The organism is Halorubrum trapanicum, assembly GCF_017873555.1.
Classification (GTDB): Archaea; Halobacteriota; Halobacteria; order Halobacteriales; family Haloferacaceae; genus Halorubrum; species Halorubrum trapanicum.
The window spans coordinates 290,303-314,913 of the sequence record NZ_JAGGKE010000003.1 but is presented as its reverse complement, the minus strand read 5'-3'; the positions used below and the strand labels follow the sequence as shown (position 1 = coordinate 314,913).

The following is a 24,611-nucleotide window of genomic DNA, read 5'->3' as shown; positions in this document are numbered from 1 at the left end:
GGACAACCAACAACATGTACAAACGAGTTCGACTCAAGGACACGGTCGAGGTCCCGCCGAAGCACCTGGCGGACGTCACCGACGAGCGGGTGAAAGCTCTGCTCCAAGACAAGCTGGAAGGACGAATGGACGAGGACGTCGGCAGCGTCGTGAGCGTCATCGAGGTTCACGACATCGGCGAGGGGGCGGTGTTACACAACCGACCCGGCGTCTACTACGAGGCGGAGTTCGACGCGCTCACCTACGACCCCGACATGCAGGAGGTCGCCGACGGCACCGTCGTCGAGACGGTGGAGTTCGGCGCGTTCGTCGGGATCGGTCCGGTGGACGGGCTGCTCCACGTCTCGCAGATCACCGACGAGTACCTCACGTTCGACGGCGCGAACCAGCAGCTCGCCTCGTCGGACTCGGACAAGACGCTCGGCGTCGACGACGCCGTGCGAGTCCGCGTCGTCACCAAGAGCATCGACGAGCGCAACCCCCGCGACTCGAAGATCGGACTCACGGCGAAACAGCCCGGTCTCGGCAAACACGACTGGCTCGAAGGCCAGCGGAAACACCGCGAACAGACCGGTGAGGAGGCCGACTGATGGCCGAGGACCGCCTGGCGTGTCGGGAGTGTCACCACGTCAACGACCCGGACGCCCAGACCTGCGCGCTCTGCGGGTCGTCGTCGCTGACGGAGGACTGGGCGGGCTACGTCATCATCACCAAGCCCGCGGACAGCCAGATCGCCGAAGAGATGAACGTCTCCGAGGCGGGCGCGTACGCGCTCAAGGTCCGGTAACCGTCCGCGTCGACACCGGAGGAGGAGGAAGATGACCGACGCATCCGACCCGCTTCTCACGCTGCCCGAATCGCTGCGCGACGCGTTCAAGGAGCCGCTGGGACCGGTGACGACGGACATCTCCGCTCTTCTGGAGGCCGTCGACGAGACCCGCGAGCGACACGGCTCGCCGGCGGAGCGGTCCCCACGACTGATCGCCGTCGGCGACGTGGTCACCTATCACCTCCGGGAGGCCGGCCGCGCGCCGGACGCCGCGCTGGTCGACGGGAAGACGGAGCGCGAGGCGGTCCGCGAGGAGATCGAGACCGCGCTCGCGGCGACCGAGGAGCGACGGATCGCGGTCGAGAACCCGGCGGCGGGGCTGTCGCGGGCGCTGCTCGACGCGCTCTCCGAGGCGCTCGCAGCGGACGAGTCGGTGACGATCGAGGTGACCGGCGAGGAGGACCTGGCGGCGCTGCCGGCGATGCTCGCGGCGCCGCTCGGGTCGACGGTCGTCTACGGCCAGCCGGGCGAGGGGATGGTCCGCGTCGCGGTCACGCCCGAGACCCGGCGGCGGGCGCGGGAGCTGTTCGAGGGGTTGGCGGGCGACACGGCGACCGCGTACGAGGTTCTCGGGATCGACCCCGACGAGACCGCCGGAGACGACTCGGCCGGATCGGAGTAGAGGTCACCGGCGGTCGCGACCGTTACCGGCGGTCGACGACGGCTGCTCCGAGGACGCCGAAGCCGACGGTCGACGGGAGTTCGGCGGCGACACCCCCGCTTCGAAATCCTTTTACAGCTTTCGAGGGGATATACGCCCAACTGAACCATGGACGTCGATATCATCTCCGAGGAGGAGAACCCGATGCTGCACCGCACGGACATCCGTTTCGAAACGACCCACGAGGAGGCCACCCCCTCGCGGCTGTCGGTCCGCGACTCGCTCGCGGCCAAGCTCGACAAGGACTCCGAGGAGGTCGTCGTCCACGAGCTGGACACGAAGTTCGGCATGCGCAAGACGGTCGGCTACGCGAAGGTGTACGACTCGGCCGCCGACGCGCTGGACGTCGAGCAGGACCACATGCTCGAACGCAACAAGATCGGCGACGAAGAGGCGGACGCCGAGGAAGCGTAACCCCGCCGGATGCGCGTTCTCGGCATCGAGGGTACCGCGTGGTGCGCGAGCGCCGCGTTGTACGACGCCGAGACTGACTCAGTTCTCATCGAATCCGACCCCTACGAGCCGGACAGCGGCGGCATTCACCCGCGCGAGGCCGCCGAACACATGTCGGAGGCGATCCCCGAGGTCGTCGACCGGGTGTTGACCGCGGCCGAGGCGGAACACGGTCCCGACGCGGTCGACGCGGTCGCCTTCTCCCGCGGGCCGGGACTCGGTCCCTGCCTCCGGATCGTCGGAACCGCCGCGCGGGCGCTCGCCGGGACGCTCGGCGTCCCCCTCGTCGGCGTCAACCACATGGTCGCGCACCTCGAGATCGGCCGCCACCGCTCCGGGTTCGACAATCCGGTGTGTCTGAACGCCTCGGGCGCGAACGCGCACCTGCTCGGCTACCACGACGGGCGCTACCGCGTCCTCGGCGAGACGATGGACGCGGGCGTGGGCAACGCCATCGACAAGTTCACGCGGCACGTCGGGTGGAGTCACCCCGGCGGGCCGAAGGTGGAGTCGGCGGCCGCGGAGTTCGCCGAGACCGGTTCCGGTGAGAGCGGGGCGGACTCGGTCGCCGACCTCCTTGATCTCCCCTACGTCGTCAAGGGGATGGACTTCTCGTTTTCCGGGATCAGCTCGGCCGCCAACGACGCCGCGGACGACGGCGTCCCCGTCGAGGAGATCTGCTTTTCGCTTCAGGAACACGTGTTCGCGATGCTCGCGGAGGTGTCCGAGCGTGCCTTGTCGCTGACGGGCGCCGACGAGCTGGTGTTGGGCGGCGGCGTCGCGCAGAACGACCGTCTGCGGGAGATGCTGGCCGCGATGTGCGAGGTCCGCGGCGCCGATTTCCACGCGCCGGAGCCGCGCTTCCTCCGGGACAACGCCGGGATGATCGCCGTGTTGGGCGCGAAGATGGCGGCCGCCGGCGACACCGTCGAGATTTCGGAGTCCGCGGTCGACCCGAGCTTCCGGCCGGACCAGGTGCCGGTGACGTGGCGGTCGGGGGAGTCGGTGGCGCGCGGACGCGCGGGTGGCGGACCGGGAACCGCGGGACGCGACTCGGAGGCGGACCGCCGCGGCGCGGAGGCGACCGTGACGGTCGAGGGGACCGGCGGCGACCGCCGCGTGATCAAGCGGCGCGAGGAGAAGTCGTACCGCCACCCCGAACTCGACCGGACGCTCAGGCGCGACCGGACCGTCGCGGAGGCCCGGCTGACGAGCGAGGCGCGGCGCGCGGGCGTCCCGACCCCCCTCGTGTACGACGTCGACCTCGCGAACACGACGCTGACGCTCCAGCACGTCGGCGAGCGCGACCTCGCGACGGCCCTCGACGAGCGCCGGACAGAAGCGGTCGGTCGCCACCTCGCGCGGCTTCACGACGCGGGGATCGTCCACGGCGACCCGACCACACGGAACGTGCGGGTGTCGCCCGACCGCGCGGCGGCGGCGCGAGGTGACGCCGAGGGTGCGGAGACGAGCGGGGAGTCGAGCGCGGCGCCGGAGACGTACCTCATCGACTTCGGACTCGGCTACCACACGGGTCACGTCGAGGACCACGCGATGGACCTCCACGTGTTCGAGGGGTCGGTCCGGGCGACCGCGACCGATCCGGAGCCGCTGATAGCGGCGCTCGAGTCGGGCTACGAGTCGGTCGGCGACGACGAGGTCCTCGACCGGCTTCGGGACGTGGCGGACCGCGGTCGGTATCGCTGACGGCGGCGGAGCGAACGACGGTCGGGTGGCGCGCCGCACGGCGCGACCGCAGGGCGGTTGCGCCACGATTTATGGTGCCGGCCGACAGAGGGACGCGTATGGCAGACAAACAGTCGTCGGGAGAGATTCTCGGCATCCCGTACAACTTCGAGCGCCCGAGCCTCGGACGGCTGCTCTCGTCGTACTGGCAGCCCGGCAAGGGGATGCTCGTCGAGAAGCCGTTCGGCATCGGCTACACGCTGAACCTCGCCAACTGGCGGTCGTGGGTCGTCCTCGCGGTCGCCGGCGGCCTGTACTACCAGCAGAAGCAGTCCGGCGGCTCCGCCGGTTCCGAGGGGGATCCGGTCGAAGACGACGACGGGCCCGTCGAAGTCATCGTCGACGACGACTGACGCCGACGCGGTCCCGACCCGAGACCGCCCGCCGCGGCGGCGCGACGGTCGGTTTTCGCCGTTGATTCCGTATCGGTTTCTTTTAAATACGAGAAGGACGGACGTAGGGCAATGAAAGTCCAGTTCGAGTGCTCGTGTTCGGAGGAGATATCCGAGTTCACCCGCGGCGAGACGAGCCGCGGGGTCCACGTCGAATGTGGGAACTGCGGCGCGGTGTACGCCGTGACGATCACCGAGCTGGAGTAAACGGCGGGACTCTCTCCTTGATTCAGGTGGCGGGCGGCGCCGCCGACTCGAACCGGAGTCGAACCGTGGTGCCGTCGTCGCTCGCGTCGAACTGGACGGAACCGCCCTGCGTCTCGCACATCCACTTGACGAGCCACAGCCCGATGCTGCTCGCGTGCGAGAGCGGTGTCTCCTCTTCGGCCTGTAACACCGCGCGCTCGTCCGGGGGGATCCCCGGTCCGTTGTCGGTAACCTCCAGGCAGGTGGTCGTCCCGTTCTCGCGGATCGTCGCCTCCACGCGTCGCGCCGCGCCGTCGTTGTGGGTGACCGCGTTCTCGAACACCTCGCGGATGGGGAACTCGACGGAGTCGTCCGCGCGGATCCACGCCTCCGAGGGGGTCTCGACGGTGACCGCGGCCCCGTCGGCGTCGACGACGCCGACCGCCTCGTGGACCGCGTCGACGAGGTCGACGCGACCGTCCGGCGGTTCGGGCGACGCGTCCTCGATCACCCGAAGCTTCTCGCTGATCGCGACGACGTCGTCGGTCGTCCGCCGGATCGTCTCCAGACACCGCTGGCTCCGGTCGTCGTCCACCCGGTCTGCCAAGAGGTCGGTGTACCCCTGGATCACGTTGAGGTCGTTGCGCACGTTGTGTCGGAACACCCGACTCAACACCTGTAGCTGCTGGTTGGAGGTTTCGAGGTCTCGGCGAGCGGTCTCCGCTCGTCGGCGATGGTACGTGACCGCGCCGTAGAGGATCCCGCCGGACCCGGCAACCAACAGCCAATCGCCGACGAGGCGGGTCGGCGTCCACCCGACCGCGGAGCCGCCCGCGGACGCGACCGCGAGGTCGACCGCGGCCGCGAACAGCGCCCCGACGCAGAGGTACGCCGCCGTGAGAGCGGTCGCCGACCAAGCGTAGATGGGTTCCGAATTACAGTTCATTTATATTTAATTTAGCACCCAATGAATCTCCCTCGCACGGAACACCTCGACGGCCGGTGTCTTAAGCTTTGACCGCCGGACGCCGGCGCGATCGCAGCGGTGACGGGATCACCACGAGGCGCAGTCCGCACAGACGAGGGCGTCGCCGTCGCGCCAGCGGCGCTCGGCCCGCTCACCGCACCGGTCGCACGCCGCGCCGTCGGCGTGCCACGTCGAGGTGGCGACCGCGGGTTCGACGCCGTCCGCGTCGTCCGAGCGGGCGGGGGACGAATCGCCGTCGGCTCCCCCGTCGTTCGCGGCGTCGGAGTCGGCGTCCGTCTCGTCCGGCGCGGCGAAGTCGTCGAGCGAACGGTCGTCGGCCATCTACGCCTCCCGCCGGAGTCGGCTGACGACGTAGTCGCGCTCCAGTTCGCCGAGGAACTCCCCGAGCCGCGGTCCCTGCGTGTCGTCGAAGAACAGGCGGTAGCCGGCAGCGAAGAAGTCGCTCACCTCGACGTCGTACTCGCGGGCCGTCTCGTACATCGCCCCCTGAATCTCCTCGCCGTCGTGGCCGGCCGCGACGAAGTCGGCGAGGTCGTCGAGCGCGGCCGCGACGTCCTCGTCGAATTCGACCGCCGGGAGGTCGGTCTGGAGTCGGTAGTCGTACTCGTTTTCGGTCCGCTCGGCCCAGTTCCGGGCCTGCTCCACGCGGGCGAGCGCGGCGTCGACCGCGTCGTCGTCGGCGTCGTCGGGGATGTGCCCCTCGTCGCGGGCGAGGCGCTCGCGGAAGTCGGGGTCGTCCACCATCCCGAGGACCGCCGCGAACGTGTACGGGAGCCGGATCGGCTTCTCCGCCGGCGGGTCGTCGGGCCGGCCGACGACGAACGGGTAGGCGCGCTCGGCGAAGGCGGTGAGGTCCTCGTCGTCGACCTCGCCGAAGTAGGCGCGCTCGAACCGGTCGAAGCGGTCGACCAGCTGGTCGAGCCGCTCGACGTTCAGGTCGCGGGCCTTCTTCGGGTGGAGCGCGAAGAAGTAGCGCAACACCTCGGGTTCGATCAGCTCAAGCAGCTCCTGGACCGTGACGACGTTGCCCTCGGAGGAGGAGAACGCCTCGCCGTTGAGCGTGAACCACTCGTACACCATCGGCACTGGCGGCTCCTCGCCGAAGACGTTCCGCGCGACGTCGACCCCGGAGGGCCACGACCCCTCGGCGTGGTCCTTCCCGAACGGCTCGAAGTCGACGCCGAGGACGCCCCACTGGGCGGGCCACTCCAGCCGCCACGGGAGCTTCCCCTCGCGGAACGTCGCGGTGCCCTCGTGGCCGCACCCCTCGATGGTGGTGCCGCCGGCGTCCATGTCGGTACAGACGTACTCGACGGTCTCGCTTTCGAGGTCTATCGCCGTCACCGTCTCCGTCACCTTGCCGCACTCCGAACAAACCGGGTTGAAGGGGACGTACTCGTCGTCGACCTTGTCCTGGTACGGCGAGAGCACCTCGCGGACGCGGTCGACGTCGGAGAGGACGGTCCGGATCGCGTCGTCGAACGCGCCGTCGGCGTACAGATCGGTGTTCGAGAGCATCTCGACGGGGACGTTCAGACGGTCGGCGTCGGCCTTCAGCAGGCCCGCGAAGTGGGCCGCGTACGACTCGCTCTCCCCGAACGGGTCCGGGATAGACGTGTACGGCTTCCCGAGGTTGCGGCCGAGCGCGCCCGCGTCGACCTCGCCCAGCCCGACGATCTCGCCGTCCGCGTTCGCCAGCTTGCGCGGGACCTTCCGGAGCGGATCCTTGTCGTCGGAGGTGAACACCTGCCGGACCTCGTGGCCGCGGTCGCGCAGCACCTCGGCGACGAAGTAGCCGCGCATGATCTCGTTGAAGTTGCCGAGGTGCGCGACCCCCGAGGGCGAGACGCCGCCCTTGATCACGATCGGCTCGTCGGGGTCTCGGGATTCGACCTCGTCGGCGACGACGTCGGCCCAGAAGGCGTGGAACGTCTCGTCCGCCTCGGCGGCGACGCCCTCCTCGTCGTCGAGCGCGGATCCCTCGGAGAGGATGTGCGGGGAGTCGGCGTCGGGAGCGGTGGACGCGTCTGCGGTCGCGGCGGACGCGTCGTCGCTCGCGGACCCGGTCGCCTCGTCGGGCGCGCCGTCCGCGTTCATCGCTCCTCCGTCCAGTAGCTCGGTTCGTCGCCGCCGACCGGAACCACGTCGGTCCCGGTGTGGTCGCCGCGCAACACGGCGTCGACGACGGCGGTCGGGTCGGTCCCGTCGAGCACGACCGACCGGATCCCGGCCCGGTCGATCAGCTTCGCGGCGAGCAGGTCAACGGGCGCGGACGCGCCCGCGTTCCGGCTCATCGGGAGGACGATATCGACGAGTTCGGCCGGGGACAGCGACGCGAACTGGGTCGCGTCGGCGTCGGCGTTGGGGTCGGCGTCGTACACGCCGTCGGCGCTCGTGGCGTACACGAGCAGGTCGGCGTCGACCGACTCGGCGAACGCGGCAGCGACCGCGTCCGTCGTCTGCCCCGGGGTGACGCCGCCCATCACCGCCACCTCGTTTCGGCGGAGCGCCGCGCCGGCATCCTCGTAGTCGGTCGCGGGCGCGAGGTTCGCGCGGTCGCCGAGCGCGGCGATCAGCAGCCGGGCGTTGAGCCGGGTGGTCCCGATGCCGAGCCGGTCGAGCTCCACCTCGTTGGCCCCGATCTCGCGGGCCGTCTCGATGTACTCGCGGGCGACGCCGCCGCCGCCGACGACGACCCCCACCTCGCAGCCGTCGGTGACCAGCCGTTCGATCGCCTCGGCGTACGCGGCCACGCGCTCGGGGTCGAGGTCCGGCGCGAGCACGCTCCCCCCGATAGAAACGACGACTCTCATTGCCGACGAGTACCCCTGTCGCGGTCTTAAGGATTGCCAAGCCCGGACGCGGCGGAGCCGGCCATCGGGACGCGGTTCGGAACCGACGGGTCGGCCGGGAAACGCCTAAGCCGGTCGCGTCCCGCTCTCCGGTATGCGACCGATATCGATCGTCGGCGACGGTGCCCCGGCGCTGGCGCGGCGGCTCGCGGCGCGGCTCGACGGCCGAGTCGCCGTCGTGGAGCGCGACGGCGACTCGGGCGGCGGACACCGGGGCGGACCGGAGCCGGACGAACCGGAACCGAGCGATCCGGCCGCCGACGGGGGGAGCGTCGACGTCGGGGTCGCCGACCCGGTACGGCGTCCCGACGCCGACACCGCGATCGCGTTCGACGCGGCCGGGAACTGGCGCGGTCGGGGGAGCGTCGACGGGTTCGACGACCTGCTCGACGGGATCGCCCCGGACCACGACTACCTGCTGGCGGTCGGCGAGTCGCGGCTGCGCGTGCCCGCGGTCCTCCTCGGCGAGGACCCGGACCCCGAGAGCGTTCCGGGGACGATTCTCGCGACCGCCGATTCCCCCGACACGATCGACCTCGACGGCCTCGTCGCCGACCTCGACGGGTCGGAGCCGTGGATCACTCGTGAGACGCTGGTGCGCCGCGTCGAGGCGTCGGCGGACGCGGAGCGGTCCGGCGCGATCGCCACGTTCACGGGTCGGGTCCGCGCCCGCGACAGCCCGGACGACGACCGGACGACGCACCTCGCGTTCGAGAAGTACGAGGGGGTCGCCGAAGAGCGGATGAACGCCGTCGCCGACGAGCTCGCGGAGCGCGACGGCGTCTTCGACGTGCGGATGCACCACCGGACCGGCGTGATCGAAGCGGGCGAGGACATCGTGTTCGTCGTCGTGCTCGCCGGTCACCGCCGAGAGGCGTTCCGGGCGGTCGAGGACGGGATCGACCGGCTGAAAGACGAGGTGCCGATATTCAAGAAGGAGGCGACGGAGTCGGAGACGTTCTGGGTCCACCGGCGCGACTGACGGTCCCCGGGGGCGGATCCGGGCGCTCGATCACAGTGCCGGACGGTCCGGGGAGGGACCGCGCGATGGGTCCGAGGGCGCTCCGACGCGTTCGAAACAAGATATTTTTACCGGTTATTTCGTCGAGCGGCGGAAAATCGGCCGACTCGCTTACCGAGTGGTTACCAGTAAGAAACGCCCTCAAAACAGATTATAAAACATCTAAGCCGTTTTAGAATCGTTATGAAGAGTCCGTCAGACACGTTTTAGCTCGGGCGGCCGGGTGAAACGCCCTGAAACCCCCTGAACGTCACCCAACGGTGTTACCTTTATAACACCCTCCGGCGGCAAGCGTGAGGTGTACCATGAGCGCGACTGCGAACCCCTCCACGAACGCGAGCGCGAACGACGACCGCAGCAAGGAAGAGCGGCTGAAGGAGTACCTGCTCGACCGCGCCCAGGACGGCGAGATGTACTTCAAAGGGAAGTTCATCTCGGAGGACGTCGACCTCTCCCCGAAGGAGATCGGTGCCCTGATGGTGAAGCTCCGCGACTCCGCGACGGAGCTAACGGTCGAGAAGTGGTCGTACACGGGCGCGACGACCTGGCGCGTCGAACCCGCCTGAGCGTCTCGCTCCGCCGAGAACACCGCAGCGTCGCACACGGCTCACGGCATCGCACCCGGCCGGCGGTTCGGTCCCCGCCCGCGCTTTTCGGACCGCAATGCGCGCCCGAGTTCACGTGAGTGGTCTCGCGACCGACCGGTTTTCGACTCCCGCGTCCGCCGACGCGGGGTTTATACTCGCCGACCGGTTACGACGTGGCGATGCCAGAACACGAGGACGCGGCGACGGCCGGCGACGGCGCGCCGCGTCCGGAGCCGCTCCGGACGTTCTTTCGGATCGACGAGGTCCGGCGCGAGGACGGTCGCGTGCGGTATCGCGGCGAGTCGTACGTCCCGGAGCGGACGCTGTTGCGGAAGCTGACCCCGCACTTCCGGGAGGCGGGCTACGAGGTCGACGTCGAGGTCGTCGACGGCGGCCACGTCGTCGTCGCGACCCCGTTCGACCGCGGGCGCGACGGGATCCCCTGGGTGAACGTCGCCATGTTCGCGGCGACCGTGCTGTCGACGCTGTTCGTCGGCGCGTACGGCTGGTACTACGTCCCGCTCGCGGAGATCCAGTCGAACCCGCTCTCGCTGCTTCAGGCGTGGCCGTTCACCGCCGCCGTCCTCGGCGTGCTGATGACCCACGAACTCGGGCACTACGCCGCCGGTCGGTACCACGGCGTCCCCGTCTCGCTGCCGTACGTCATCCCCTTCATCTTCCCGTTCGGCACGCTCGGCGCGGTGATCCGCATCCGCGGCCGGATGCCCTCGCGGAAGGTCCTCTTCGACATCGGCGCCGCCGGACCGATCGCGGGGCTGGTCGCGACGGTCGCCGTGACCGCGATCGGGCTCTCGCTCGACCCGATTCAGGTGCCGGCGGAGCTCGCGAGCTCGTCCAGCTCGGTGATCCGTTTCAACAACCCGCCGCTTTTGGACCTCATCGCCGGGATTCTCGGCCAGCCGACGAGCTACGGCGACCCGCGACTCACCGCCCATCCGGTGGTGATCGGCGGCTGGGTCGGGATGTTCTTCACGCTCCTGAACCTCCTCCCGGTCGGCCAGCTCGACGGCGGCCACATGGTCCGAGCGATGCTCGGCCCGCGACAGGAGACGGTGGCGGCGCTCGTCCCCGGCGCGCTGTTCGGAATCGCCGCCTACCTCCACTTCTGGCGGGGTCTGGGCCTGAACGAGTCGGTCGGGCTGTGGGCGTTCTGGGGCGTGTTCGCGGCGGTGATCGCGTTCAACGGTCCGGCGGACCCGACCGACGAGGGAGGGTTGGGGCTGCCGCGGCTCGCGGTCGGCGTCGCGACGTTCGCCGTCGGCGCGCTCTGTTTCCTCCTGGTCCCGATCCAGGTCATCGGAGCGTGACACCTCGACGGCCGGGACGGCGCGCGGAGGGCGTGCCGGGGATGCCGGGCGACCGGGGGTCGGGCGCGGGGGACGGAGTCAGTCGTCGCGGCGGTTCTTCATGCCCTGTCTGGTGAACTGGGGCGCCGCGCGGAGTCCGCGCTTCTTCCGGAACGACCGGTATAAGGCGATCGCGAGCGGCGCGGCCAACGCGAGGACGATCGCCGCGAGCCGCCAGTTCTCCGCGAACGAGTAGAGGATCGTCGCCGAGAGGACGCCGACCGCGAGCAGCACGGAGTAGGCGATCCGCATCGCGAGCTTCTCTAACACCTTCGTCTCGTCCTCCAAGACGACGTTGACGGTCAGGTCGTCGCGGTTGGCGCGGTCGAGGAACTCGTCGGCCTTCGGCGGGACCGTGAACAGCGCCTCGGTGGTCTTTTGCATCTGCCGGCCGGCGTCCTCGGCGAGGTCGCGGGCGGTCTGCTCGTAGTACCCCTCCTCGCGGAGGTAGTCGGTCGCCGTCGAGATGAAGTCGAACTCGGGGTCGAGCGTGACGCAGACCCCCTCGACGACGGTGGCGACCCGGAGGACCAACGCGAGGTTCGGCGGGAGCCGCAGCGGGAACTCGTAGATGGTCGACTCCACCTGTTCGATGATCTGGTTCACTTGGTACTGCTCGATGTCCTCGCCGCTGGCGTCGGCGATGGCCAGCTCCATCACGTTGCCCATCACCTCGCGGTCGGCCTCCGGCGAGAGCGTCCCCATCGAGATCAGCGTGTCGAGGATGGCGTCGATGTCCTGTCTGGCGACCGCGACGTAGAACTCGACGATCTTCTCCTGAACGAACGGGTCGACCCGGCCCGCCATCCCGAAGTCGTAGAATATCACGGTCCCGTCGTCCGCGACCGCGAGGTTCCCCGGGTGGGGGTCGGCGTGGAACACGCCGTCCTCGATGATCATCTGGAGGTACACCTCCTGAAGCGTCTCCGCGACCGCCGTCCGGTCGTGGCCCGCCTCGTCGAGGGCGTCGATGTCGCTGATCTTCGTGCCCGGGACGTACTCCATCGTGAGCACGCGCGGCCCGGAGACCGACTCGTACGTCTCCGGGATCCGGATCCGGTCCTCGCCGGCGAAGTTGCCGCGGATCTCCTCGAGCATCGTCCGCTCGCGGTCGTAGTCCATCTCCTCGCGGATCGTCTTCGCGAACTCGTCCGCGAGGTTCTCCAGCGAGAACGCCCGACCCGCGCCGGTGAACCGCTTGACGAGCGGGATCGACCAGCGGATCGTCCGGAGGTCGGCCTCGACGAGCGACTCGATCCCCGGGCGGCGCACCTTCACCGCGACCGGATTCCCCTCGTACTCCGCGGTGTACACCTGCCCGAGGCTCGCGCCGCTTATCGGGTCGCGGTCGAAGTCGTCGAACGTCTCGTCGACCGGGCCGAACTCGGATTCGAGGACGACCTTCGACTCCTCCCACGGCGCGGGCGGCACGTCGTCCTGGAGTCCCTCCAACACGTCGATGTACGCGGGCGGCAGGATGTCGGGCCGCGTCGAGAGGATCTGCCCGAGCTTGATGAACGTCGGGCCGAGGGTGAGCAGGATGTCGAGCAGCACCGCGGCGCGCTCGCGCTGGGTCTCGGCGTCGACCTCGCGGCTCCCGCCGAACAGGAAGTAGCGCCGGCTGTCACGCCAGTAGGCGACGATGAGCGGCGAGAACTGCCGCAGGACGACGAGGAACCGCCAGTAGGCGCGAAGGTTGACCAGCGTGACCACCCGTCAGGCGTCGCCCTCGTCGTCCGCGTCGTCGACGGGGATAGTCCGGGAGACGTCCCGATCTCGCTTCGGGAGGGCGATCTCGAGGACGCCGCGGTCGATCTCGGCGTCCGCGCCCGCGCCGTCGGCGTCGCTCGGGAGCGGGAGCTCCGCGTCGAGGAACAGCGGGCGGTCCTCGCGGACGTACTCGAACCCCTCGGGGACGGCCTTCTCGCGGCGCCCCTCGATGTCGATGCGCCCGTCCTCGACGAGGACCTCGGTGGTCTCGGCGGTCGCGCCCGGGAGGTCGACGACGAGGACGTACCCCTCGTCGGACTCGAGTAAGTCCGCAAACACCGCGTCCGGGAGGTCCCGGAGCGCGTCGCGTAGCGCTGACATGACCGTTGATACGGCCGCCGCGGCGAAAAAGCTGTGGAAAGGGCGGATCGGCCGCCCGGTCGCCGTCGGGGGAGAACCGACCGCTCAGTCGTCGTCGCCGATGTCGAGGTCGAACTTCCCGAGGTCCTCGCCCTGCGACTCGCCGGGGAGGATGTCGCCGAGTCCGGCGCCGAACGCGGCCGCGGCCCAGACGACCGCGATCCGGCCGACCCGTTCGATCGCGGTGGGATTCCCCTCGTGGAGCCGTCCCCAGAACAGCAGCATGAGCGACGACGTGACAAGCGACACGAAGAGGACGCCAGCGTACCGACGGGGAATGAACCCGAGGATCGGGTGTCTGATCGTGATCTGCCGGAAGTCGGCGAAGTAGAGCAGTCCGGCGGTCGCGAGGAAGATGAAGCCGACGTGGCCGATCAGGAGGACGGGGACGCCCGCCACCGTCACGGCCGCGAACCACGCCGCGATCTCGAAGACGCCGCCCTCGACGAGCAGGGGGAGCGCGAACAGCACCGCCCCGACGAACGACTCCGCGAGGTCTCGGGAGGTGTACTTCGTGATCCGCTCGGCGAGCGCGCCGGTCCCGGGCATCCGCTCGACGAGCGAGATGGTCTGTCTCACCTTCTCCCGCTCGTGCCCCTCGTCGACCGTGTCGCTCAGGGCGTCGAGCTTCGCGAGCAGGTCGTCGATGTCGGGGTCTGCGGGGGGGTTCGCGGGGTCGGCTCCCCCGCGGGGGCCGTCCGCGCGACCCGTGTTCGGATCCCGTTCGTCGCTGTCCACCATGTTCCCCCGCGACGCGCGAGCGACCTAAAAGGGTACCTTCGCCGTTCCGGCGGTCCGCCCGGTCGTCGACGCCCGCCCCGGGGGCTACGGCCGGTCGAGGAACGCCGAGAGCGCCTCGTTGAACGCGGCCGGTCGTTCGAGCATCGTGAGGTGGGCCGCGTCCGGGATCTCGGTCCACTCCGCCACCGGGATCCGGTCGGCGAGGTACTCGTGGTAGTTCGGGGGAGTGAGTTCGTCGTGCGCGCCCACGACCGCGAGCGCCGGGACGTCGATCGCGTCGAGCCGGTCGCGAACGTCGAACCGGTGGCAGGTCAGGAAGTCGCGTTCGGTGACCTCGCGTCCGCACGCGCGCATCGACGCTTTCGAGAGCTCGACATACTCGGGGGGCGCGTCGCGGAACAGCCGATTCGGCTCGTGGAGCAGCGAGACCGCCCGGTCGAAGTCGCTCGCGAGCGCCTCGCGGAGGGGGTCGGCCACCGCGAGCTTCGCGCCCGTGCCCGAGAGGACGAGACCGTCGAGCGCGAGGTCGCGCTCCAGCGCGATCCACAGCGCGACCGCGCCGCCGAGCGAGTTGCCGCAGATCACGGTCGCGTCCGTCGCCTCGGCGACAGCGACGACGTCGTCGACGTACGCGTCGAGCGTCTCGCGCCCCGCGGGCGTCGCGGCGTCGTCGCTGTCGCCGTGGCCGGAGAGGTCGACCGCGACGCCGGGGAACCGGTCCGCCAGCCGCGCCTGCGACTTCCAGACGTCCTTCGTGCCGCCGCTGCCGTGAACGAAACAGACGGTCGGCCCGTCGCCGCCGCGGTCGGAGCGCCGGTACGCGGTCTCGCGGCCGTCGTGGGTGACCCGTTCCATGTCGGTCCGGTTCAACGCCGGGGGACATAAACGCCGGAGGGAACCGACTCGCGGTCGGAACTGAGAGGGCGAAGCCGGAGGGAGTTCGACCCGAACCGCTACACTACCGATGCGAGAAAAAATACTCACGTCATGCGATTTTGAGCGATGAGTTTATATGTCTCCACGACTAACTCGTAGTTAGGATGAATCACATACAGACCCGATCGACCGGCGACGGCGCGCTGCTGCGTCGGTACGAGTACGACGACAGTTGGATCGTCGCCGCCGACTTGGGCGTCGACGACGAGACCGTCAGCGTCGACACCGTCGGCGGGACCGCGATCGTCGTCGTGGAGGGACCGGACGGGCCGGTCGAATCGGAGTTCGAGCTGCCCGGAACGGCCGCCGACGCGGTCGTGAACAACGGCGTGCTCACCGTGGAGGGCGAGCGATGAAGCTCACGGTCAAGCCGCTGAAACAGAAGGACGCCGGCCGCCGCCTCGCGGCGATCGACCGCGTCGCGGCCGACGAGCTGGGGCTTTCCGGCGGGGACATCGTCCGCGTCGAGGGGTCCGACGGGGCGGCGATCGCCCGCGTCTGGCCCGGCTACCCCGAGGACGACGGGACCGGCGTGATCCGCATCGACGGCCGCCTCCGCCAGGAGGCCGACGTGGGGATCGACGACCGCGTGACCGTCGAGGACGTCGACGTCTCGCGGGCGGACGCGGTCACGATCGCCTTCCCGAGCCAGCTGCGGGTGCGGGGACAGATCGCCCCGTTCATCCGCGACAAGCTCTCCGGGCAGCCGGTGACCGAGGGACAGACGATCCGCACGTCGCTCGGCTTCGGGCTGATGGGCGGCCAGTCGCAGGCGGTCCCGATGAAGATCGCCGAGACCAGCCCCGGCGGAACCGTCGTCATCACCGACGAGACGGATATCAGCATCTCCGAGATCTCCGCCGAGGAGATCGCCGACCGCGGCGAGGCCGCGGGCGGGACCGGCGAGGGTCCGGACGTCACCTACGAGGACATCGGCGGTCTCGACGACGAGCTGGAGCAGGTCCGCGAGATGATCGAGCTGCCGATGCGGCACCCGGAGCTGTTCAAGCGCCTCGGCATCGACCCGCCGAAGGGCGTCCTGCTCCACGGCCCGCCGGGCACGGGGAAGACGCTGATCGCGAAGGCGGTCGCCAACGAGATCGACGCCAACTTCCACACGATCTCCGGCCCGGAGATCATGTCGAAGTACTACGGCGAGAGCGAAGAGCAGCTCCGCGAGGTGTTCGAGGAGGCGTCGGAGGAGTCGCCCTCGATCATCTTCATGGACGAGCTGGACTCCATCGCGCCCAAGCGCGAGGAGGCCGGCGGCGACGTGGAGCGCCGCGTCGTGGCCCAGCTCCTCTCGCTGATGGACGGGCTGGAGGAGCGCGGCGAGGTCGTCGTCATCGGGGCGACGAACCGCGTCGACGCCATCGACCAGGCGCTCCGCCGGGGCGGCCGCTTCGACCGCGAGATAGAGGTCGGCGTCCCCGACCGCGACGGCCGCAAGGAGATCCTCCAGGTCCACACGCGGAACATGCCGCTGACCGAGGGGATCGACCTCGACGAGTACGCGGAGAACACCCACGGCTTCGTCGGGGCCGACCTCGAGTCGCTCGCGAAGGAGTCGGCGATGCACGCGCTGCGGCGCATCCGCCCCAAGCTCGACCTCGAAAGCGACGAGATCGACGCCGACGTGCTGAACTCCATCCAGGTCACGGAGTCCGACTTCAAGGAGGCGATGAAGGGGATCGAACCCTCCGCGCTCCGCGAGGTGTTCGTCGAGGTCCCCGACGTGAGCTGGGACCAGGTCGGCGGCTTGGGGGACACCAAAGAGCGGCTCCGCGAGACGATCCAGTGGCCGCTCGAGTACCCCGAGGTGTTCGAGGAGCTGGACATGCAGGCCGCCAAGGGCGTGCTGATGTACGGTCCGCCGGGCACGGGGAAGACCCTGCTCGCGAAGGCCGTCGCCAACGAGAGCGAGTCGAACTTCATCTCGATCAAGGGACCGGAGCTTTTGAACAAGTACGTGGGCGAGTCCGAGAAGGGCGTCCGCGAGGTGTTCAGCAAGGCCCGGGAGAACGCGCCGACGATCGTGTTCTTCGACGAGATCGACTCGATCGCGACCGAGCGCGGCGCGAACTCCGGCGACTCCGGCGTCGGCGAGCGCGTCGTCTCCCAGCTGCTGACGGAGCTCGACGGTCTCGAATCGCTCGAGGACGTGGTCGTCATCGCGACGACGAACCGCCCGGACCTCATCGACTCGGCGCTGCTGCGCCCCGGACGCCTGGACCGGCACGTCCACGTGCCCGTCCCCGACGAGACGGCGCGCCGCCGGATCTTCGAGGTCCACACGCGGAACAAGCCGCTGGCGGACGACGTCGACCTCGACGCGCTGGCGCGCAAGACCGAGGGGTACGTGGGCGCCGACATCGAGGCGGTCGCCCGCGAGGCGTCGATGAACGCCTCCCGGGAGTTCATCGGCAGCGTCACGCGCGAGGAGGTCCGCGAGTCCGTGGGCAACGTCCGCGTGACGATGGGGCACTTCGAGGACGCGCTGAGCGAGGTGAACCCGAGCGTCACCCCCGAGACGCGCGAGCGCTACGAGGAGATAGAAAAGCAGTTCAAGCGGTCGGAGGTCGACCGCAGCGAGGCGGAGCCGGGCGCCGCGTTCCAGTAAGTCGAACGCGCGTTTCGGCGGGCGAGTAGTTCTCGCCCGCGGTCGTTTTTCATACGACGCCCAGCGTCGACAGCAGGTAGAACGCGGCGACGACGACGATTCCGATCGTGATGAGCCGCCACGCGAGCTTCAACACGAACTTCCCGACGATGATAACGATCGCGACGGCGACGAGCGCGACGAGCAGTTGGCCGACCTGACTGCCGAGCAGCGCGGCCTGCGCCGGCGCGACGAGTCCCGCGAGCGCGAGCGACGTTGCGGTCATGTGCTGGGCCACGGCGACGCCGGGCATAAGCTTGTGGGACGACGCCGGCTCCTGTTATGGATTCTGATAGGTCTGGGACGAGAACTGCGCCGAATCCGGACGGAGCGCCGCCGTGCGGCGGCCGTATCGCCGACAACACGCGTCGTCATCGGCGGAAGCATCGCTGATCGACCCCCCTTCTGTTCCGGTGGGAAGCCGCTTCCTTCCTGCGTTTTGTTCGGCAGGAATTCAGTTTCACTCCGGTCTACCTACGCTTATGTGTCCGGAACCCGTTTTCTGCCGACGTACCGTATTTAGCGTCAGACGCGCCGCACGGACGTTACATACAGAACCAGACATGTAGAGCCGGCCCGGTCCGGACATCCGAACGTACAAGGGCCCGCCTCACCAGTACACCAACACTACAGATGATCCATATCACACGCCAACCGAGCGGGGTGGCCGCCGAATGAGCGGCGTCACCGCCGACAACCTCGAACTGCCGATCAAACGCACCACGGGCGACACGATGGAGGAGCGCCTCACCGCCAACGCCTACCACAACATCCTGCCCGCGCGGTACCTCCGGAAGAACGCGGACGGGGAGCCGATCGAAGACCCCGAGGAGCTGTTCGACCGCGTCGCGCGCAACGTCGCGCTCGCGGAGGCGGTCTTCGAGGCCGAAAAGCAGGGCGTCGAGATCACGGTCACGCCCGACCAGCTGAAGCCCGACCACCCGCGGCGCGACGAACTCGCCGAAGAGGTGTTCGGTGCCGGAACGACCGCCGAGGACGATACCGAAACGACGCTCACCGCGCACAACGTCAACAAGTTCGCGTACGACACCGTCGTCCCCGAACTCCCCGAGAGCGTGCGCGACCACGTCGAGGCGACCGCGGACCGGTTCCGCGACGGGATGGAGTCGCTATCCTTCATGCCGAACTCGCCGACGCTGATGAACGCGGGCGACGAGCTCCAGCAGCTCTCCGCCTGCTTCGTCGATTCGCCCGGCGACGACATCACGGACATCCACCAGACCGCCAAGGAGGCGGCCGAGGTGTTCCAGTCCGGCGGCGGCATGGGGTACGCGTTCTGGAAGCTCCGCCCCTACGGCGACTCCGTCGGCTCGACCGGCGGCATCGCCTCCGGGCCGATCACGTTCATGCGGACGTTCGACCAGATGTGCGAGACGATCGCACAGGGCGGCGCGCGCCGCGGCGCCCAGATGGGCGTCATGCGCGTCTCGCACCCGGACGTCATCCAGTTCATCCACTCGAAGAACAAAGACGTCTCCCTGGCGCACTCGCTGCGCCTGAACGACCCCGACGACTTCACGCACAACTCCTTCGCGGAGGCCTTAGAGGAGGCGCGCGACCTCATCGACGAGGACGGGAAGGTTCCGGAACACCTCCGGAACGCGGTCGAGGGCCACCTCTCGAACTTCAATATCAGCGTCGGCGTCACCGACGACTTCATGGAGGCGCTGTACAACGACGAGGAGTTCACCTTCACGAACCCGCGCACGGAGGAGCCGCACGTCGCGACGCCGGAGACGAAGGAGATCTACGACATGTTCGGTCTCGGCGAGTACGTCGAGGTCGGCGAAGAGCTGTCGATCCCGGCCCAAGAGCTGTGGGATGACATGATCGAGGGCGCCCACGAGAACGGCGAGCCGGGCGTCATCTACCTCGAACGGGTGAACAAGGAGCACTCCTTCGACGTCGAGGAGAACCCGGACCACCGGATCCTCGCGACGAACCCCTGCGGCGAGCAGCCGCTCGAAGAGTACGAGGCCTGTAACCTCGGGCACATCAACCTCTCGACGCTCGCGGCCCGGGACGCGCCGGACTGGCGGGTCTGGTCGGACGAACACGCCGACGAGTACGACTCGCAGGCCGCGGCGATCGACGCCTTCCTCGAGGAGGCGATCGACTTCGAGGAGTTCGACGAGCGGATCGACTACGGCACCCGCTTCCTCGAGAACGTGGTGACGATGTCGGACTTCCCGGTCGAGAAGATCGAGCAGAAGGTCCGCGACATGCGGAAGATCGGGCTGGGGGTCATGGGACTCGCGCAGCTGTACGTTCAGCTCGGGATCCAGTACGGCACCGAGCCGGGCAACGAGGTCGCCCGCCAGCTGATGACCCACATCAACCACGCGTCGAAACAGACCTCCCACGAGCTCGCGACGGAGCGCGGGACGTTCAACGACTGGGAGGACTCGAAGTACGCGAACCCCACCGAGTACCGCGACTGGTTCGAGCATTACACCGGTCTCGACGCCGACGAGTGGGAGGACGGCTTCCCGATCCGCAACCACAACACGACGACGATCGCGCCCACGGGCACGACGTCGATGATCGGGAACACCACCGGCGGCTGCGAGCCCATCTACAACGTCGCCTACTACAAGAACGTCTCCGACGACGTACAGGGCGACGAGATGCTCGTCGAGTTCGACGACTACTTCCTGCGCACGCTCGAGGAGAACGACGTCGACGTCGACGCCGTCAAGCGGGAGGCCCAAGAGCAGATGGCGGCGAACGAGTTCGACGGCGTGGACGGGCTGGAGACGGTGCCGGACGCGATCGGCGAGCTGTTCGTCGTCACCGGCGACCTCTCTGGCAAGCAGCACGCGGCGGTCCAGTGCGCCTGCCAGGAGGGCGTCGACTCCGCCATCTCGAAGACGTGTAACTTCCCAAACGACGCCACCGCCGAGGAGATGGAGGAGGTGTACCGCTACATCTACGACCACGGCGGGAAGGGCGTCACCGTCTACCGCGACGGAACCCGCTCGAAGCAGGTGCTCACCACCCGCGCGAAGAACACGGAGTTCGCCGACGAGAGCGAGGCGGCCGAGGCGATCGTCGAGCAGATCGGCGAGGTGTTCGGCGGGATCGAGGCGTTCCTCGACAACGAGGACGTCCAGGCCGCGATCGACGCGGAGATATCGGACCTGCTCGAAGCCAGCGAGCAGCCCCGGATCGATTACAGCGAGCGCAGCCCCCGCCCCGACTCCCTGAACGGCGTCACCCAGCGGGTCGAGACGGGCTACGGCAAGCTGTACGTCACCATCAACGAGGACGAGAACGGGCTGCCGTTCGAGCTGTTCGCGAACATCGGTCACTCCGGCGGCTACACGAACTCCTTCACGGAGGCGCTCGCGAAGGTCATCTCGACGGCGCTGCGCTCCGGCGTCGACCCCGAGGAGATCGTCGACGAGCTTCAGGGCACCCGGAGTCCGAAGGTCGCGTGGGACAAAGGCGAGCAGATCCAGTCGATCCCGGACGCCATCGGCACCGCGCTGCGGCGCTACCTCGACGACGACGTCGACAAGGGGATTCCCCAGCAGCAGAGCCTCGACGACGTCGAGGAGAGCGCGGCGAGCGCGAGCCGCCCGAGCCAGACCGACGGCGGCGCGGTCGACGCCGGCACGGCGACCGACGCCCCGAGTGCGGGCGCTCCCGAACCGGCGGCCGAGGACGACGCCGCCGGCGAGGACGACGCGATGCAGGAACTCATCGCCGCGGGCGAGTCGCCCGAATGCCCCGACTGCGGGAGCATGAACCTCTACTACTCCGAGGGATGCAAGACGTGCGAGTCGTGCGGCTGGTCGGAGTGTTAGGATAACACCCGCTCTCTCGACTTTTATGACGAATCGGTCTACGCCCGAACATCGGCACAGTTACCCCGATGTCGATTACGCAGTTCCCATCGAGTACGGACGTTCCCGGGTCAACGTAGAGATGGGTGTCTCCGACGGGGACGTCAATTGGTTCATCGTCCAACTGGAACAGACCGTTGGACAGACGTACGGAGAGCGAGACTGGCGACAGGTGGCTCGGTTCGATCACCATCCAGACGCAGCGTGGGGACACGACGTCGAGTCGGAACGTCTCCATCTCGATCTGTACCAAGACGGACGGAAAGTGGACGTTCAGCGTGGTTTCCCGTCAGTGACTGCGGAGAACGCGCCAGCATACTGCGAGCGGTTCTTAAAGAGCCGTGCCGAAGAACTCCTTGAGAAATACGGTCAGCGAGATCGATAGAGTCTACCGTTCCTCTTCCGGAACCGACTCCAGTTCGTCGAGTTCCGGAATCGGCTTCTCATCCGCAGAGAATTTTTCCACGGGTTCGCCTGTTACCTCGGCTAAGACGATATCCGCGGATTTCGTTTCGTGAGTAGGCATGGTCTCGTGTCTCGACGTTGTGTCCCTCAGACAAATAGCTTGGTACTGAAGTGTATGAAATTCGAAACGTACACCCTCGATTGTTCGTCCGGGTGGGATCGAAAGAACGACGGCCCGCGTTCAGTCGTCTTCGAGCGCCTGCGCGATGCGCTGGAGCTGGCGGGTCGCGTCGCGGACCTCGTCGCGGAGCTGACGCACCTCGCGGACGAGCTCCTCGTTGCCGCCGTCGTCGCCGCGGCCGCCCTGCTCGCCCTGCGCGCCGGGACCGCCGCCCATGCCCGGCGGGCCGCCAGCGCCGCCGGGACCGCCACCGCCACCCATCATGCCGGACATCATCTGCGCGAAGGGGTTGCCGCCGCCGCCACCGCCCATCCCGGGCGGGCCGCCGCCGCCCATCATCTCTTCGGGTTCGGGCCGGTCGCCCTCCTCGCGCTCCTGCTCGCGTCGCTCGCGGATCTCCTCGACGCGCTCGCGGAAGGACTTCTCCTCGCCGTCGCCGTCGGCGGCGTCGCCCTGTTCGCCGGTCTCGCCGTTCTCGGGGTCTGTGGCGTCGTCGTCTGCCATGCGCCACGGTTCGGTGGCGCCGCCGAAAAGGGTTGTCGTGGCGTCCGCGACGGTGTCCTTATAAGTCAGCGGCGAGCGCGCCGCGGTCCTCCCCGGTGACTCACTCGTGGCCGGAGACGCGGACCGGCTCGTAGGGCGCTTCGAGCCACTCGACGTCGGAGTCCGAGAGGTCGATATCGAGCGCCTCGACCGCGTCTTCGAGGTGTTCGACGCTCGTCGTACCGACGATGGGCGTGTCGACCGGCTCCTTGTGGAACAGCCACGCCAAGGCGATCTGCGCCATCTTCACGCCCTTCTCGGCGGCGAGCTCCTCGATTCGCTCGTTGATCTCCCGTCCGCCGCCCTCGCGGTACGGGTGCGCGTAGAGGTGCTCTTCGGTCTCGCCGCGGAGCGTCGCGTCCACGTCCTCGTACGGACGCGTCAGGTAGCCGCGCGCGAGCGGACTCCACGGCATCACGCCGATGTCTTCCGTCTCACAGAGCGGAAGCGTCTCGCGTTCCTCCTCGCGGTACGCGAGGTTGTAGTGGTTCTGCATCGTGGCGAACCGCTCGTACCCCTCACGGTCGCTCGCGTGAAGCGCCTCGGCGAACTGGTGGGCCCACATCGAGGAGGCGCCGATATACCGGACGTCGCCGCGCCGCACCGCGTCGTCGAGCGCGGCGAGCGTCTCCTCGATCGGCGTCTCGTAGTCCCACCGGTGGATCTGATAGAGGTCGATCGTGTCGGTACCGAGCCGGTCGAGCGAGTTTTCGAGCTCCTGTTCGATCGCCTTCCGCGAGAGCCCGCCGGAGTTCGGGTTCGACTCGTCCATCTGGAAGTACCCCTTCGTGGCGACGACGAACTCGTCGCGGTCGTACCCGTCGAGCGCCTCCCCGAGCACGCGCTCGCTCGCGCCGTTCGAGTACATGTTGGCGGTGTCGAAGAAGTTCACGCCGAGTTCGATCGCGCGCTCGATCAGCTCCCTGCCCGCCTCCTCGTCGAGGACCCACTCGCGCCAGTCGGGGTCCCCGAAGCTCATACAGCCGAGACAGATCTTCGAGACGGTCGTGCCGGTGTTCCCGAGCGTCGTGTACTCCATACGCCGGGGTAGTTCGAGCCGAGACAAAAAGCTACGCGCGGCGGCGAACGCGGGCTGGCGGCCGACGGGGAGCTGTGACCCCTCGGGGCTTGAGACCCTACTCGCCGCTCGCGAGCCGGCGCAGCCGCGGGATCGCCTGCTCGTAGCCGAGTCCGACGAGACCCACGTACAGCGCGATCAGTCCCATGCCGACGGCCCAGGCGCCGAGCACCAGGTCGCCGCCAGAGACCGCGGAGAGTCCGAACTGTTCGAGCACGACGCCGACCGCGGCGGCCGCGCCGGCGCCGACGGTGACGGCGAGGAGTTCGACGAGTTCGACCGCGACGGCGGGTACTTCGACCATACCCGAGGGGGGCGGTCGGCGATTATGAGTCTTTCGAGAGAACGGTGAACGTCGCGTTCGGCTCACTTCAGTCCGAACGAGCGCATGGCGGTGTCGACGAGCCCCTTCGCGATCAGCGCGAGGCCGGCGATGAGGAGCAGTACGGCGCCGGCGATGACGGGATCACGGACGGCGATGATACCGACGGCGACGAAGACGACGAGGACGCCGGCGATGCCTTCCAGCCCCAATGTGTCGCGCATGTCGTCGGGTGGCCGTCGGTCGCTCTTAAAACGGAGGGATCCCGACGCCGACGGAGAGCGGCCCTTTTATTTCCGCGAGCGCGTATCACCGCGTACGCATGAGCAACGGAGACGACGGCGGTCGGAACGACCTCCGGATGCCCGACGACGACGAGGTGTTCGCGGAGGTCGTCGAGATGCTCGGCGCGAACCGCGTCAAGGTCCGCTGTGCGGACGGGAAGCAGCGAACCGCGCGCATCCCCGGCCGGATGCAAAAGCGCGTGTGGATCCGCGAAGACGACATCGTCCTCGTCGAGCCGTGGGACTGGCAGGACGAGAAGGCCGACATCTCGTGGCGCTACGAGAAGAACGAGGCGGAGCAGCTCCGCGAGGAAGGCCACCTACAGTAGAACGGTGATCGCGGATCGACGCCGGACACCTCCAGAGCCCCGGCCGCGAGGC

General features: G+C 68.7%; 29 protein-coding genes. 15 read left to right on the top strand and 14 right to left on the bottom strand.

Going from position 1 to position 24,611, the window contains the following annotated elements:
* Window positions 1–14: 14 nt before the first annotated feature.
* The 7 genes from J2744_RS05830 to J2744_RS15405 all read left to right on the top strand — a co-directional run bounded on the left by J2744_RS05830 (window position 15) and on the right by J2744_RS15405 (window position 4,288).
* Window positions 15–590, top strand: a complete 576-nt coding sequence (locus tag J2744_RS05830) for a DNA-directed RNA polymerase (RefSeq protein ID WP_006114408.1) — start codon at window positions 15–17, stop codon at window positions 588–590.
* A complete protein-coding gene (gene spt4, locus J2744_RS05825) occupies window positions 590–787 on the top strand; it encodes a transcription elongation factor subunit Spt4 (RefSeq protein ID WP_092919942.1) in 198 nt (65 codons plus the stop codon). Before J2744_RS05830 ends, spt4 begins: the two co-directional genes overlap by 1 nt.
* A 31-nt stretch (window positions 788–818) precedes the next feature.
* The gene (locus tag J2744_RS05820) at window positions 819–1,451 is read left to right on the top strand and encodes a GTP-dependent dephospho-CoA kinase family protein (protein ID WP_209545618.1); all 633 of its coding nucleotides are present in this window, start codon (window positions 819–821) and stop codon (window positions 1,449–1,451) included.
* A gap of 147 nt (window positions 1,452–1,598) precedes the next feature.
* The gene (locus tag J2744_RS05815; RefSeq protein WP_209545616.1) at window positions 1,599–1,904 is read left to right on the top strand and encodes a 30S ribosomal protein S24e; all 306 of its coding nucleotides are present in this window, start codon (window positions 1,599–1,601) and stop codon (window positions 1,902–1,904) included.
* Window positions 1,905–1,913: 9 nt separating this feature from the next.
* Window positions 1,914–3,650 carry a bifunctional N(6)-L-threonylcarbamoyladenine synthase/serine/threonine protein kinase gene (locus J2744_RS05810; RefSeq protein WP_209545614.1) on the top strand — a complete coding sequence of 579 codons (1,737 nt, stop codon included), beginning with the start codon at window positions 1,914–1,916 and terminating at the stop codon, window positions 3,648–3,650.
* 98 nt (window positions 3,651–3,748) lie between these two features.
* Window positions 3,749–4,042, top strand: a complete 294-nt coding sequence (locus J2744_RS05805) for a DUF5808 domain-containing protein (RefSeq protein WP_209545613.1) — start codon at window positions 3,749–3,751, stop codon at window positions 4,040–4,042.
* A 111-nt stretch (window positions 4,043–4,153) separates the two neighbouring features.
* Entirely contained in the window at window positions 4,154–4,288 is a 135-nt protein-coding gene (locus tag J2744_RS15405; RefSeq protein ID WP_004597316.1) for a hypothetical protein, read from the top strand.
* A gap of 22 nt (window positions 4,289–4,310) precedes the next feature.
* Here J2744_RS15405 and J2744_RS05800 read toward each other — a convergent pair whose 3' ends face one another.
* From J2744_RS05800 to pyrH, 4 genes are all read right to left on the bottom strand, one after another.
* Window positions 4,311–5,213: a sensor histidine kinase gene (locus tag J2744_RS05800; RefSeq protein ID WP_209545612.1), complete on the bottom strand. Its 903-nt coding sequence runs from the start codon at window positions 5,211–5,213 to the stop codon at window positions 4,311–4,313.
* A 108-nt stretch (window positions 5,214–5,321) separates the two neighbouring features.
* Window positions 5,322–5,576, bottom strand: a complete 255-nt coding sequence (locus tag J2744_RS05795) for a DUF7573 domain-containing protein (RefSeq protein WP_209545611.1) — start codon at window positions 5,574–5,576, stop codon at window positions 5,322–5,324.
* Window positions 5,577–7,352, bottom strand: a complete 1,776-nt coding sequence (gene lysS, locus J2744_RS05790) for a lysine--tRNA ligase (protein ID WP_245203205.1) — start codon at window positions 7,350–7,352, stop codon at window positions 5,577–5,579. It abuts the gene before it with no gap.
* The gene (gene pyrH / locus J2744_RS05785; protein WP_209545610.1) at window positions 7,349–8,068 is read right to left on the bottom strand and encodes a UMP kinase; all 720 of its coding nucleotides are present in this window, start codon (window positions 8,066–8,068) and stop codon (window positions 7,349–7,351) included. Before pyrH ends, lysS begins: the two co-directional genes overlap by 4 nt.
* A 133-nt stretch (window positions 8,069–8,201) precedes the next feature.
* Here pyrH and J2744_RS05780 point away from each other — a divergent pair, with 133 nt between their 5' ends.
* From J2744_RS05780 to J2744_RS05770, 3 genes are all read left to right on the top strand, one after another.
* Window positions 8,202–9,089, top strand: a complete 888-nt coding sequence (locus J2744_RS05780; RefSeq protein ID WP_209545609.1) for a molybdopterin synthase — start codon at window positions 8,202–8,204, stop codon at window positions 9,087–9,089.
* A 344-nt stretch (window positions 9,090–9,433) separates the two neighbouring features.
* Entirely contained in the window at window positions 9,434–9,694 is a 261-nt protein-coding gene (locus tag J2744_RS05775) for a DUF7123 family protein (RefSeq protein ID WP_121563028.1), read from the top strand.
* A 200-nt stretch (window positions 9,695–9,894) separates the two neighbouring features.
* A complete protein-coding gene (locus J2744_RS05770) occupies window positions 9,895–11,043 on the top strand; it encodes a site-2 protease family protein (RefSeq protein ID WP_209545608.1) in 1,149 nt (382 codons plus the stop codon).
* Between the two features lie 78 nt (window positions 11,044–11,121).
* Here J2744_RS05770 and J2744_RS05765 read toward each other — a convergent pair whose 3' ends face one another.
* The 4 genes from J2744_RS05765 to J2744_RS05750 all read right to left on the bottom strand — a co-directional run bounded on the left by J2744_RS05765 (window position 11,122) and on the right by J2744_RS05750 (window position 14,808).
* Window positions 11,122–12,795 (bottom strand): ABC1 kinase family protein, encoded by a 1,674-nt coding sequence (locus J2744_RS05765; protein ID WP_209545607.1) that lies wholly within the window; start codon window positions 12,793–12,795, stop codon window positions 11,122–11,124.
* A gap of 3 nt (window positions 12,796–12,798) precedes the next feature.
* On the bottom strand, window positions 12,799–13,173 hold the full coding sequence (locus tag J2744_RS05760; RefSeq protein ID WP_209545605.1) for an Hsp20/alpha crystallin family protein: 375 nt from the start codon (window positions 13,171–13,173) through the stop codon (window positions 12,799–12,801).
* 84 nt (window positions 13,174–13,257) lie between these two features.
* Window positions 13,258–13,953 (bottom strand): DUF2391 family protein, encoded by a 696-nt coding sequence (locus J2744_RS05755; protein ID WP_209545603.1) that lies wholly within the window; start codon window positions 13,951–13,953, stop codon window positions 13,258–13,260.
* Window positions 13,954–14,037: 84 nt separating this feature from the next.
* Window positions 14,038–14,808 (bottom strand): alpha/beta fold hydrolase, encoded by a 771-nt coding sequence (locus J2744_RS05750; RefSeq protein ID WP_209545602.1) that lies wholly within the window; start codon window positions 14,806–14,808, stop codon window positions 14,038–14,040.
* Window positions 14,809–14,993: 185 nt separating this feature from the next.
* Here J2744_RS05750 and J2744_RS05745 point away from each other — a divergent pair, with 185 nt between their 5' ends.
* Together J2744_RS05745 and J2744_RS05740 are read left to right on the top strand one after the other, a co-directional pair.
* The gene (locus J2744_RS05745; protein ID WP_209545599.1) at window positions 14,994–15,245 is read left to right on the top strand and encodes an Hsp20/alpha crystallin family protein; all 252 of its coding nucleotides are present in this window, start codon (window positions 14,994–14,996) and stop codon (window positions 15,243–15,245) included.
* Window positions 15,242–17,509, top strand: coding sequence for a CDC48 family AAA ATPase (locus J2744_RS05740; RefSeq protein ID WP_209545596.1), 2,268 nt, complete (start codon window positions 15,242–15,244; stop codon window positions 17,507–17,509). Before J2744_RS05745 ends, J2744_RS05740 begins: the two co-directional genes overlap by 4 nt.
* 49 nt (window positions 17,510–17,558) lie before the next feature.
* Here J2744_RS05740 and J2744_RS05735 read toward each other — a convergent pair whose 3' ends face one another.
* Entirely contained in the window at window positions 17,559–17,801 is a 243-nt protein-coding gene (locus J2744_RS05735; protein WP_209545594.1) for a hypothetical protein, read from the bottom strand.
* A 421-nt stretch (window positions 17,802–18,222) separates the two neighbouring features.
* On the opposite strand from J2744_RS05735, the gene J2744_RS05730 reads away from it, so the two are divergent.
* Window positions 18,223–21,378, top strand: a complete 3,156-nt coding sequence (locus J2744_RS05730) for an adenosylcobalamin-dependent ribonucleoside-diphosphate reductase (protein ID WP_209545591.1) — start codon at window positions 18,223–18,225, stop codon at window positions 21,376–21,378.
* Window positions 21,379–21,403: 25 nt separating this feature from the next.
* Window positions 21,404–21,802, top strand: a complete 399-nt coding sequence (locus tag J2744_RS15625) for a DUF7718 family protein (protein ID WP_425544859.1) — start codon at window positions 21,404–21,406, stop codon at window positions 21,800–21,802.
* A 3-nt stretch (window positions 21,803–21,805) separates the two neighbouring features.
* Here the strand turns inward: J2744_RS15625 and J2744_RS05725 are convergent, their stop codons facing one another.
* The 5 genes from J2744_RS05725 to J2744_RS05705 all read right to left on the bottom strand — a co-directional run bounded on the left by J2744_RS05725 (window position 21,806) and on the right by J2744_RS05705 (window position 24,170).
* On the bottom strand, window positions 21,806–21,943 hold the full coding sequence (locus J2744_RS05725) for a hypothetical protein (protein ID WP_209545590.1): 138 nt from the start codon (window positions 21,941–21,943) through the stop codon (window positions 21,806–21,808).
* Window positions 21,944–22,063: 120 nt separating this feature from the next.
* The gene (locus J2744_RS05720) at window positions 22,064–22,507 is read right to left on the bottom strand and encodes a hypothetical protein (protein WP_209545589.1); all 444 of its coding nucleotides are present in this window, start codon (window positions 22,505–22,507) and stop codon (window positions 22,064–22,066) included.
* A 100-nt stretch (window positions 22,508–22,607) separates the two neighbouring features.
* Complete coding sequence (locus tag J2744_RS05715; protein ID WP_209545587.1) at window positions 22,608–23,585, bottom strand: aldo/keto reductase; 978 nt, start codon at window positions 23,583–23,585, stop codon at window positions 22,608–22,610.
* A 97-nt stretch (window positions 23,586–23,682) separates the two neighbouring features.
* Window positions 23,683–23,928 carry a hypothetical protein gene (locus tag J2744_RS05710; RefSeq protein WP_209545585.1) on the bottom strand — a complete coding sequence of 82 codons (246 nt, stop codon included), beginning with the start codon at window positions 23,926–23,928 and terminating at the stop codon, window positions 23,683–23,685.
* 62 nt (window positions 23,929–23,990) lie between these two features.
* Window positions 23,991–24,170 carry a DUF7470 family protein gene (locus J2744_RS05705; protein ID WP_017343838.1) on the bottom strand — a complete coding sequence of 60 codons (180 nt, stop codon included), beginning with the start codon at window positions 24,168–24,170 and terminating at the stop codon, window positions 23,991–23,993.
* Window positions 24,171–24,268: 98 nt separating this feature from the next.
* On the opposite strand from J2744_RS05705, the gene eif1A reads away from it, so the two are divergent.
* Window positions 24,269–24,559 carry a translation initiation factor eIF-1A gene (gene eif1A / locus J2744_RS05700; protein WP_209545584.1) on the top strand — a complete coding sequence of 97 codons (291 nt, stop codon included), beginning with the start codon at window positions 24,269–24,271 and terminating at the stop codon, window positions 24,557–24,559.
* The last annotated feature ends 52 nt before the right edge of the window (window positions 24,560–24,611 follow it).

Excerpts from the sequence above, each read along its gene's own strand:
- J2744_RS05715 (WP_209545587.1), bottom strand. The coding sequence starts at position 23,585 with ATGGAGTACACGACGCTCGGGAACACCGGCACGACCGTCTCGAAGATC.
- J2744_RS05820 (WP_209545618.1), top strand. The coding sequence starts at position 819 with ATGACCGACGCATCCGACCCGCTTCTCACGCTGCCCGAATCGCTGCGC.
- J2744_RS05745 (WP_209545599.1), top strand. The coding sequence starts at position 14,994 with ATGAATCACATACAGACCCGATCGACCGGCGACGGCGCGCTGCTGCGT.
- spt4 (WP_092919942.1), top strand. The coding sequence starts at position 590 with ATGGCCGAGGACCGCCTGGCGTGTCGGGAGTGTCACCACGTCAACGAC.
- J2744_RS15405 (WP_004597316.1), top strand. The coding sequence starts at position 4,154 with ATGAAAGTCCAGTTCGAGTGCTCGTGTTCGGAGGAGATATCCGAGTTC.
- pyrH (WP_209545610.1), bottom strand. The coding sequence starts at position 8,068 with ATGAGAGTCGTCGTTTCTATCGGGGGGAGCGTGCTCGCGCCGGACCTC.
- J2744_RS05805 (WP_209545613.1), top strand. The coding sequence starts at position 3,749 with ATGGCAGACAAACAGTCGTCGGGAGAGATTCTCGGCATCCCGTACAAC.
- J2744_RS05780 (WP_209545609.1), top strand. The coding sequence starts at position 8,202 with ATGCGACCGATATCGATCGTCGGCGACGGTGCCCCGGCGCTGGCGCGG.
- J2744_RS05760 (WP_209545605.1), bottom strand. The coding sequence starts at position 13,173 with ATGTCAGCGCTACGCGACGCGCTCCGGGACCTCCCGGACGCGGTGTTT.
- J2744_RS05830 (WP_006114408.1), top strand. The coding sequence starts at position 15 with ATGTACAAACGAGTTCGACTCAAGGACACGGTCGAGGTCCCGCCGAAG.
- lysS (WP_245203205.1), bottom strand. The coding sequence starts at position 7,352 with ATGAACGCGGACGGCGCGCCCGACGAGGCGACCGGGTCCGCGAGCGAC.
- eif1A (WP_209545584.1), top strand. The coding sequence starts at position 24,269 with ATGAGCAACGGAGACGACGGCGGTCGGAACGACCTCCGGATGCCCGAC.
- J2744_RS05775 (WP_121563028.1), top strand. The coding sequence starts at position 9,434 with ATGAGCGCGACTGCGAACCCCTCCACGAACGCGAGCGCGAACGACGAC.
- J2744_RS05810 (WP_209545614.1), top strand. The coding sequence starts at position 1,914 with ATGCGCGTTCTCGGCATCGAGGGTACCGCGTGGTGCGCGAGCGCCGCG.
- J2744_RS05710 (WP_209545585.1), bottom strand. The coding sequence starts at position 23,928 with ATGGTCGAAGTACCCGCCGTCGCGGTCGAACTCGTCGAACTCCTCGCC.
- J2744_RS05800 (WP_209545612.1), bottom strand. The coding sequence starts at position 5,213 with ATGAACTGTAATTCGGAACCCATCTACGCTTGGTCGGCGACCGCTCTC.
- J2744_RS05720 (WP_209545589.1), bottom strand. The coding sequence starts at position 22,507 with ATGGCAGACGACGACGCCACAGACCCCGAGAACGGCGAGACCGGCGAA.
- J2744_RS05815 (WP_209545616.1), top strand. The coding sequence starts at position 1,599 with ATGGACGTCGATATCATCTCCGAGGAGGAGAACCCGATGCTGCACCGC.
- J2744_RS15625 (WP_425544859.1), top strand. The coding sequence starts at position 21,404 with ATGACGAATCGGTCTACGCCCGAACATCGGCACAGTTACCCCGATGTC.
- J2744_RS05730 (WP_209545591.1), top strand. The coding sequence starts at position 18,223 with ATGAGCGGCGTCACCGCCGACAACCTCGAACTGCCGATCAAACGCACC.
- J2744_RS05735 (WP_209545594.1), bottom strand. The coding sequence starts at position 17,801 with ATGCCCGGCGTCGCCGTGGCCCAGCACATGACCGCAACGTCGCTCGCG.
- J2744_RS05740 (WP_209545596.1), top strand. The coding sequence starts at position 15,242 with ATGAAGCTCACGGTCAAGCCGCTGAAACAGAAGGACGCCGGCCGCCGC.
- J2744_RS05795 (WP_209545611.1), bottom strand. The coding sequence starts at position 5,576 with ATGGCCGACGACCGTTCGCTCGACGACTTCGCCGCGCCGGACGAGACG.
- J2744_RS05725 (WP_209545590.1), bottom strand. The coding sequence starts at position 21,943 with ATGCCTACTCACGAAACGAAATCCGCGGATATCGTCTTAGCCGAGGTA.
- J2744_RS05750 (WP_209545602.1), bottom strand. The coding sequence starts at position 14,808 with ATGGAACGGGTCACCCACGACGGCCGCGAGACCGCGTACCGGCGCTCC.
- J2744_RS05755 (WP_209545603.1), bottom strand. The coding sequence starts at position 13,953 with ATGGTGGACAGCGACGAACGGGATCCGAACACGGGTCGCGCGGACGGC.
- J2744_RS05705 (WP_017343838.1), bottom strand. The coding sequence starts at position 24,170 with ATGCGCGACACATTGGGGCTGGAAGGCATCGCCGGCGTCCTCGTCGTC.
- J2744_RS05770 (WP_209545608.1), top strand. The coding sequence starts at position 9,895 with ATGCCAGAACACGAGGACGCGGCGACGGCCGGCGACGGCGCGCCGCGT.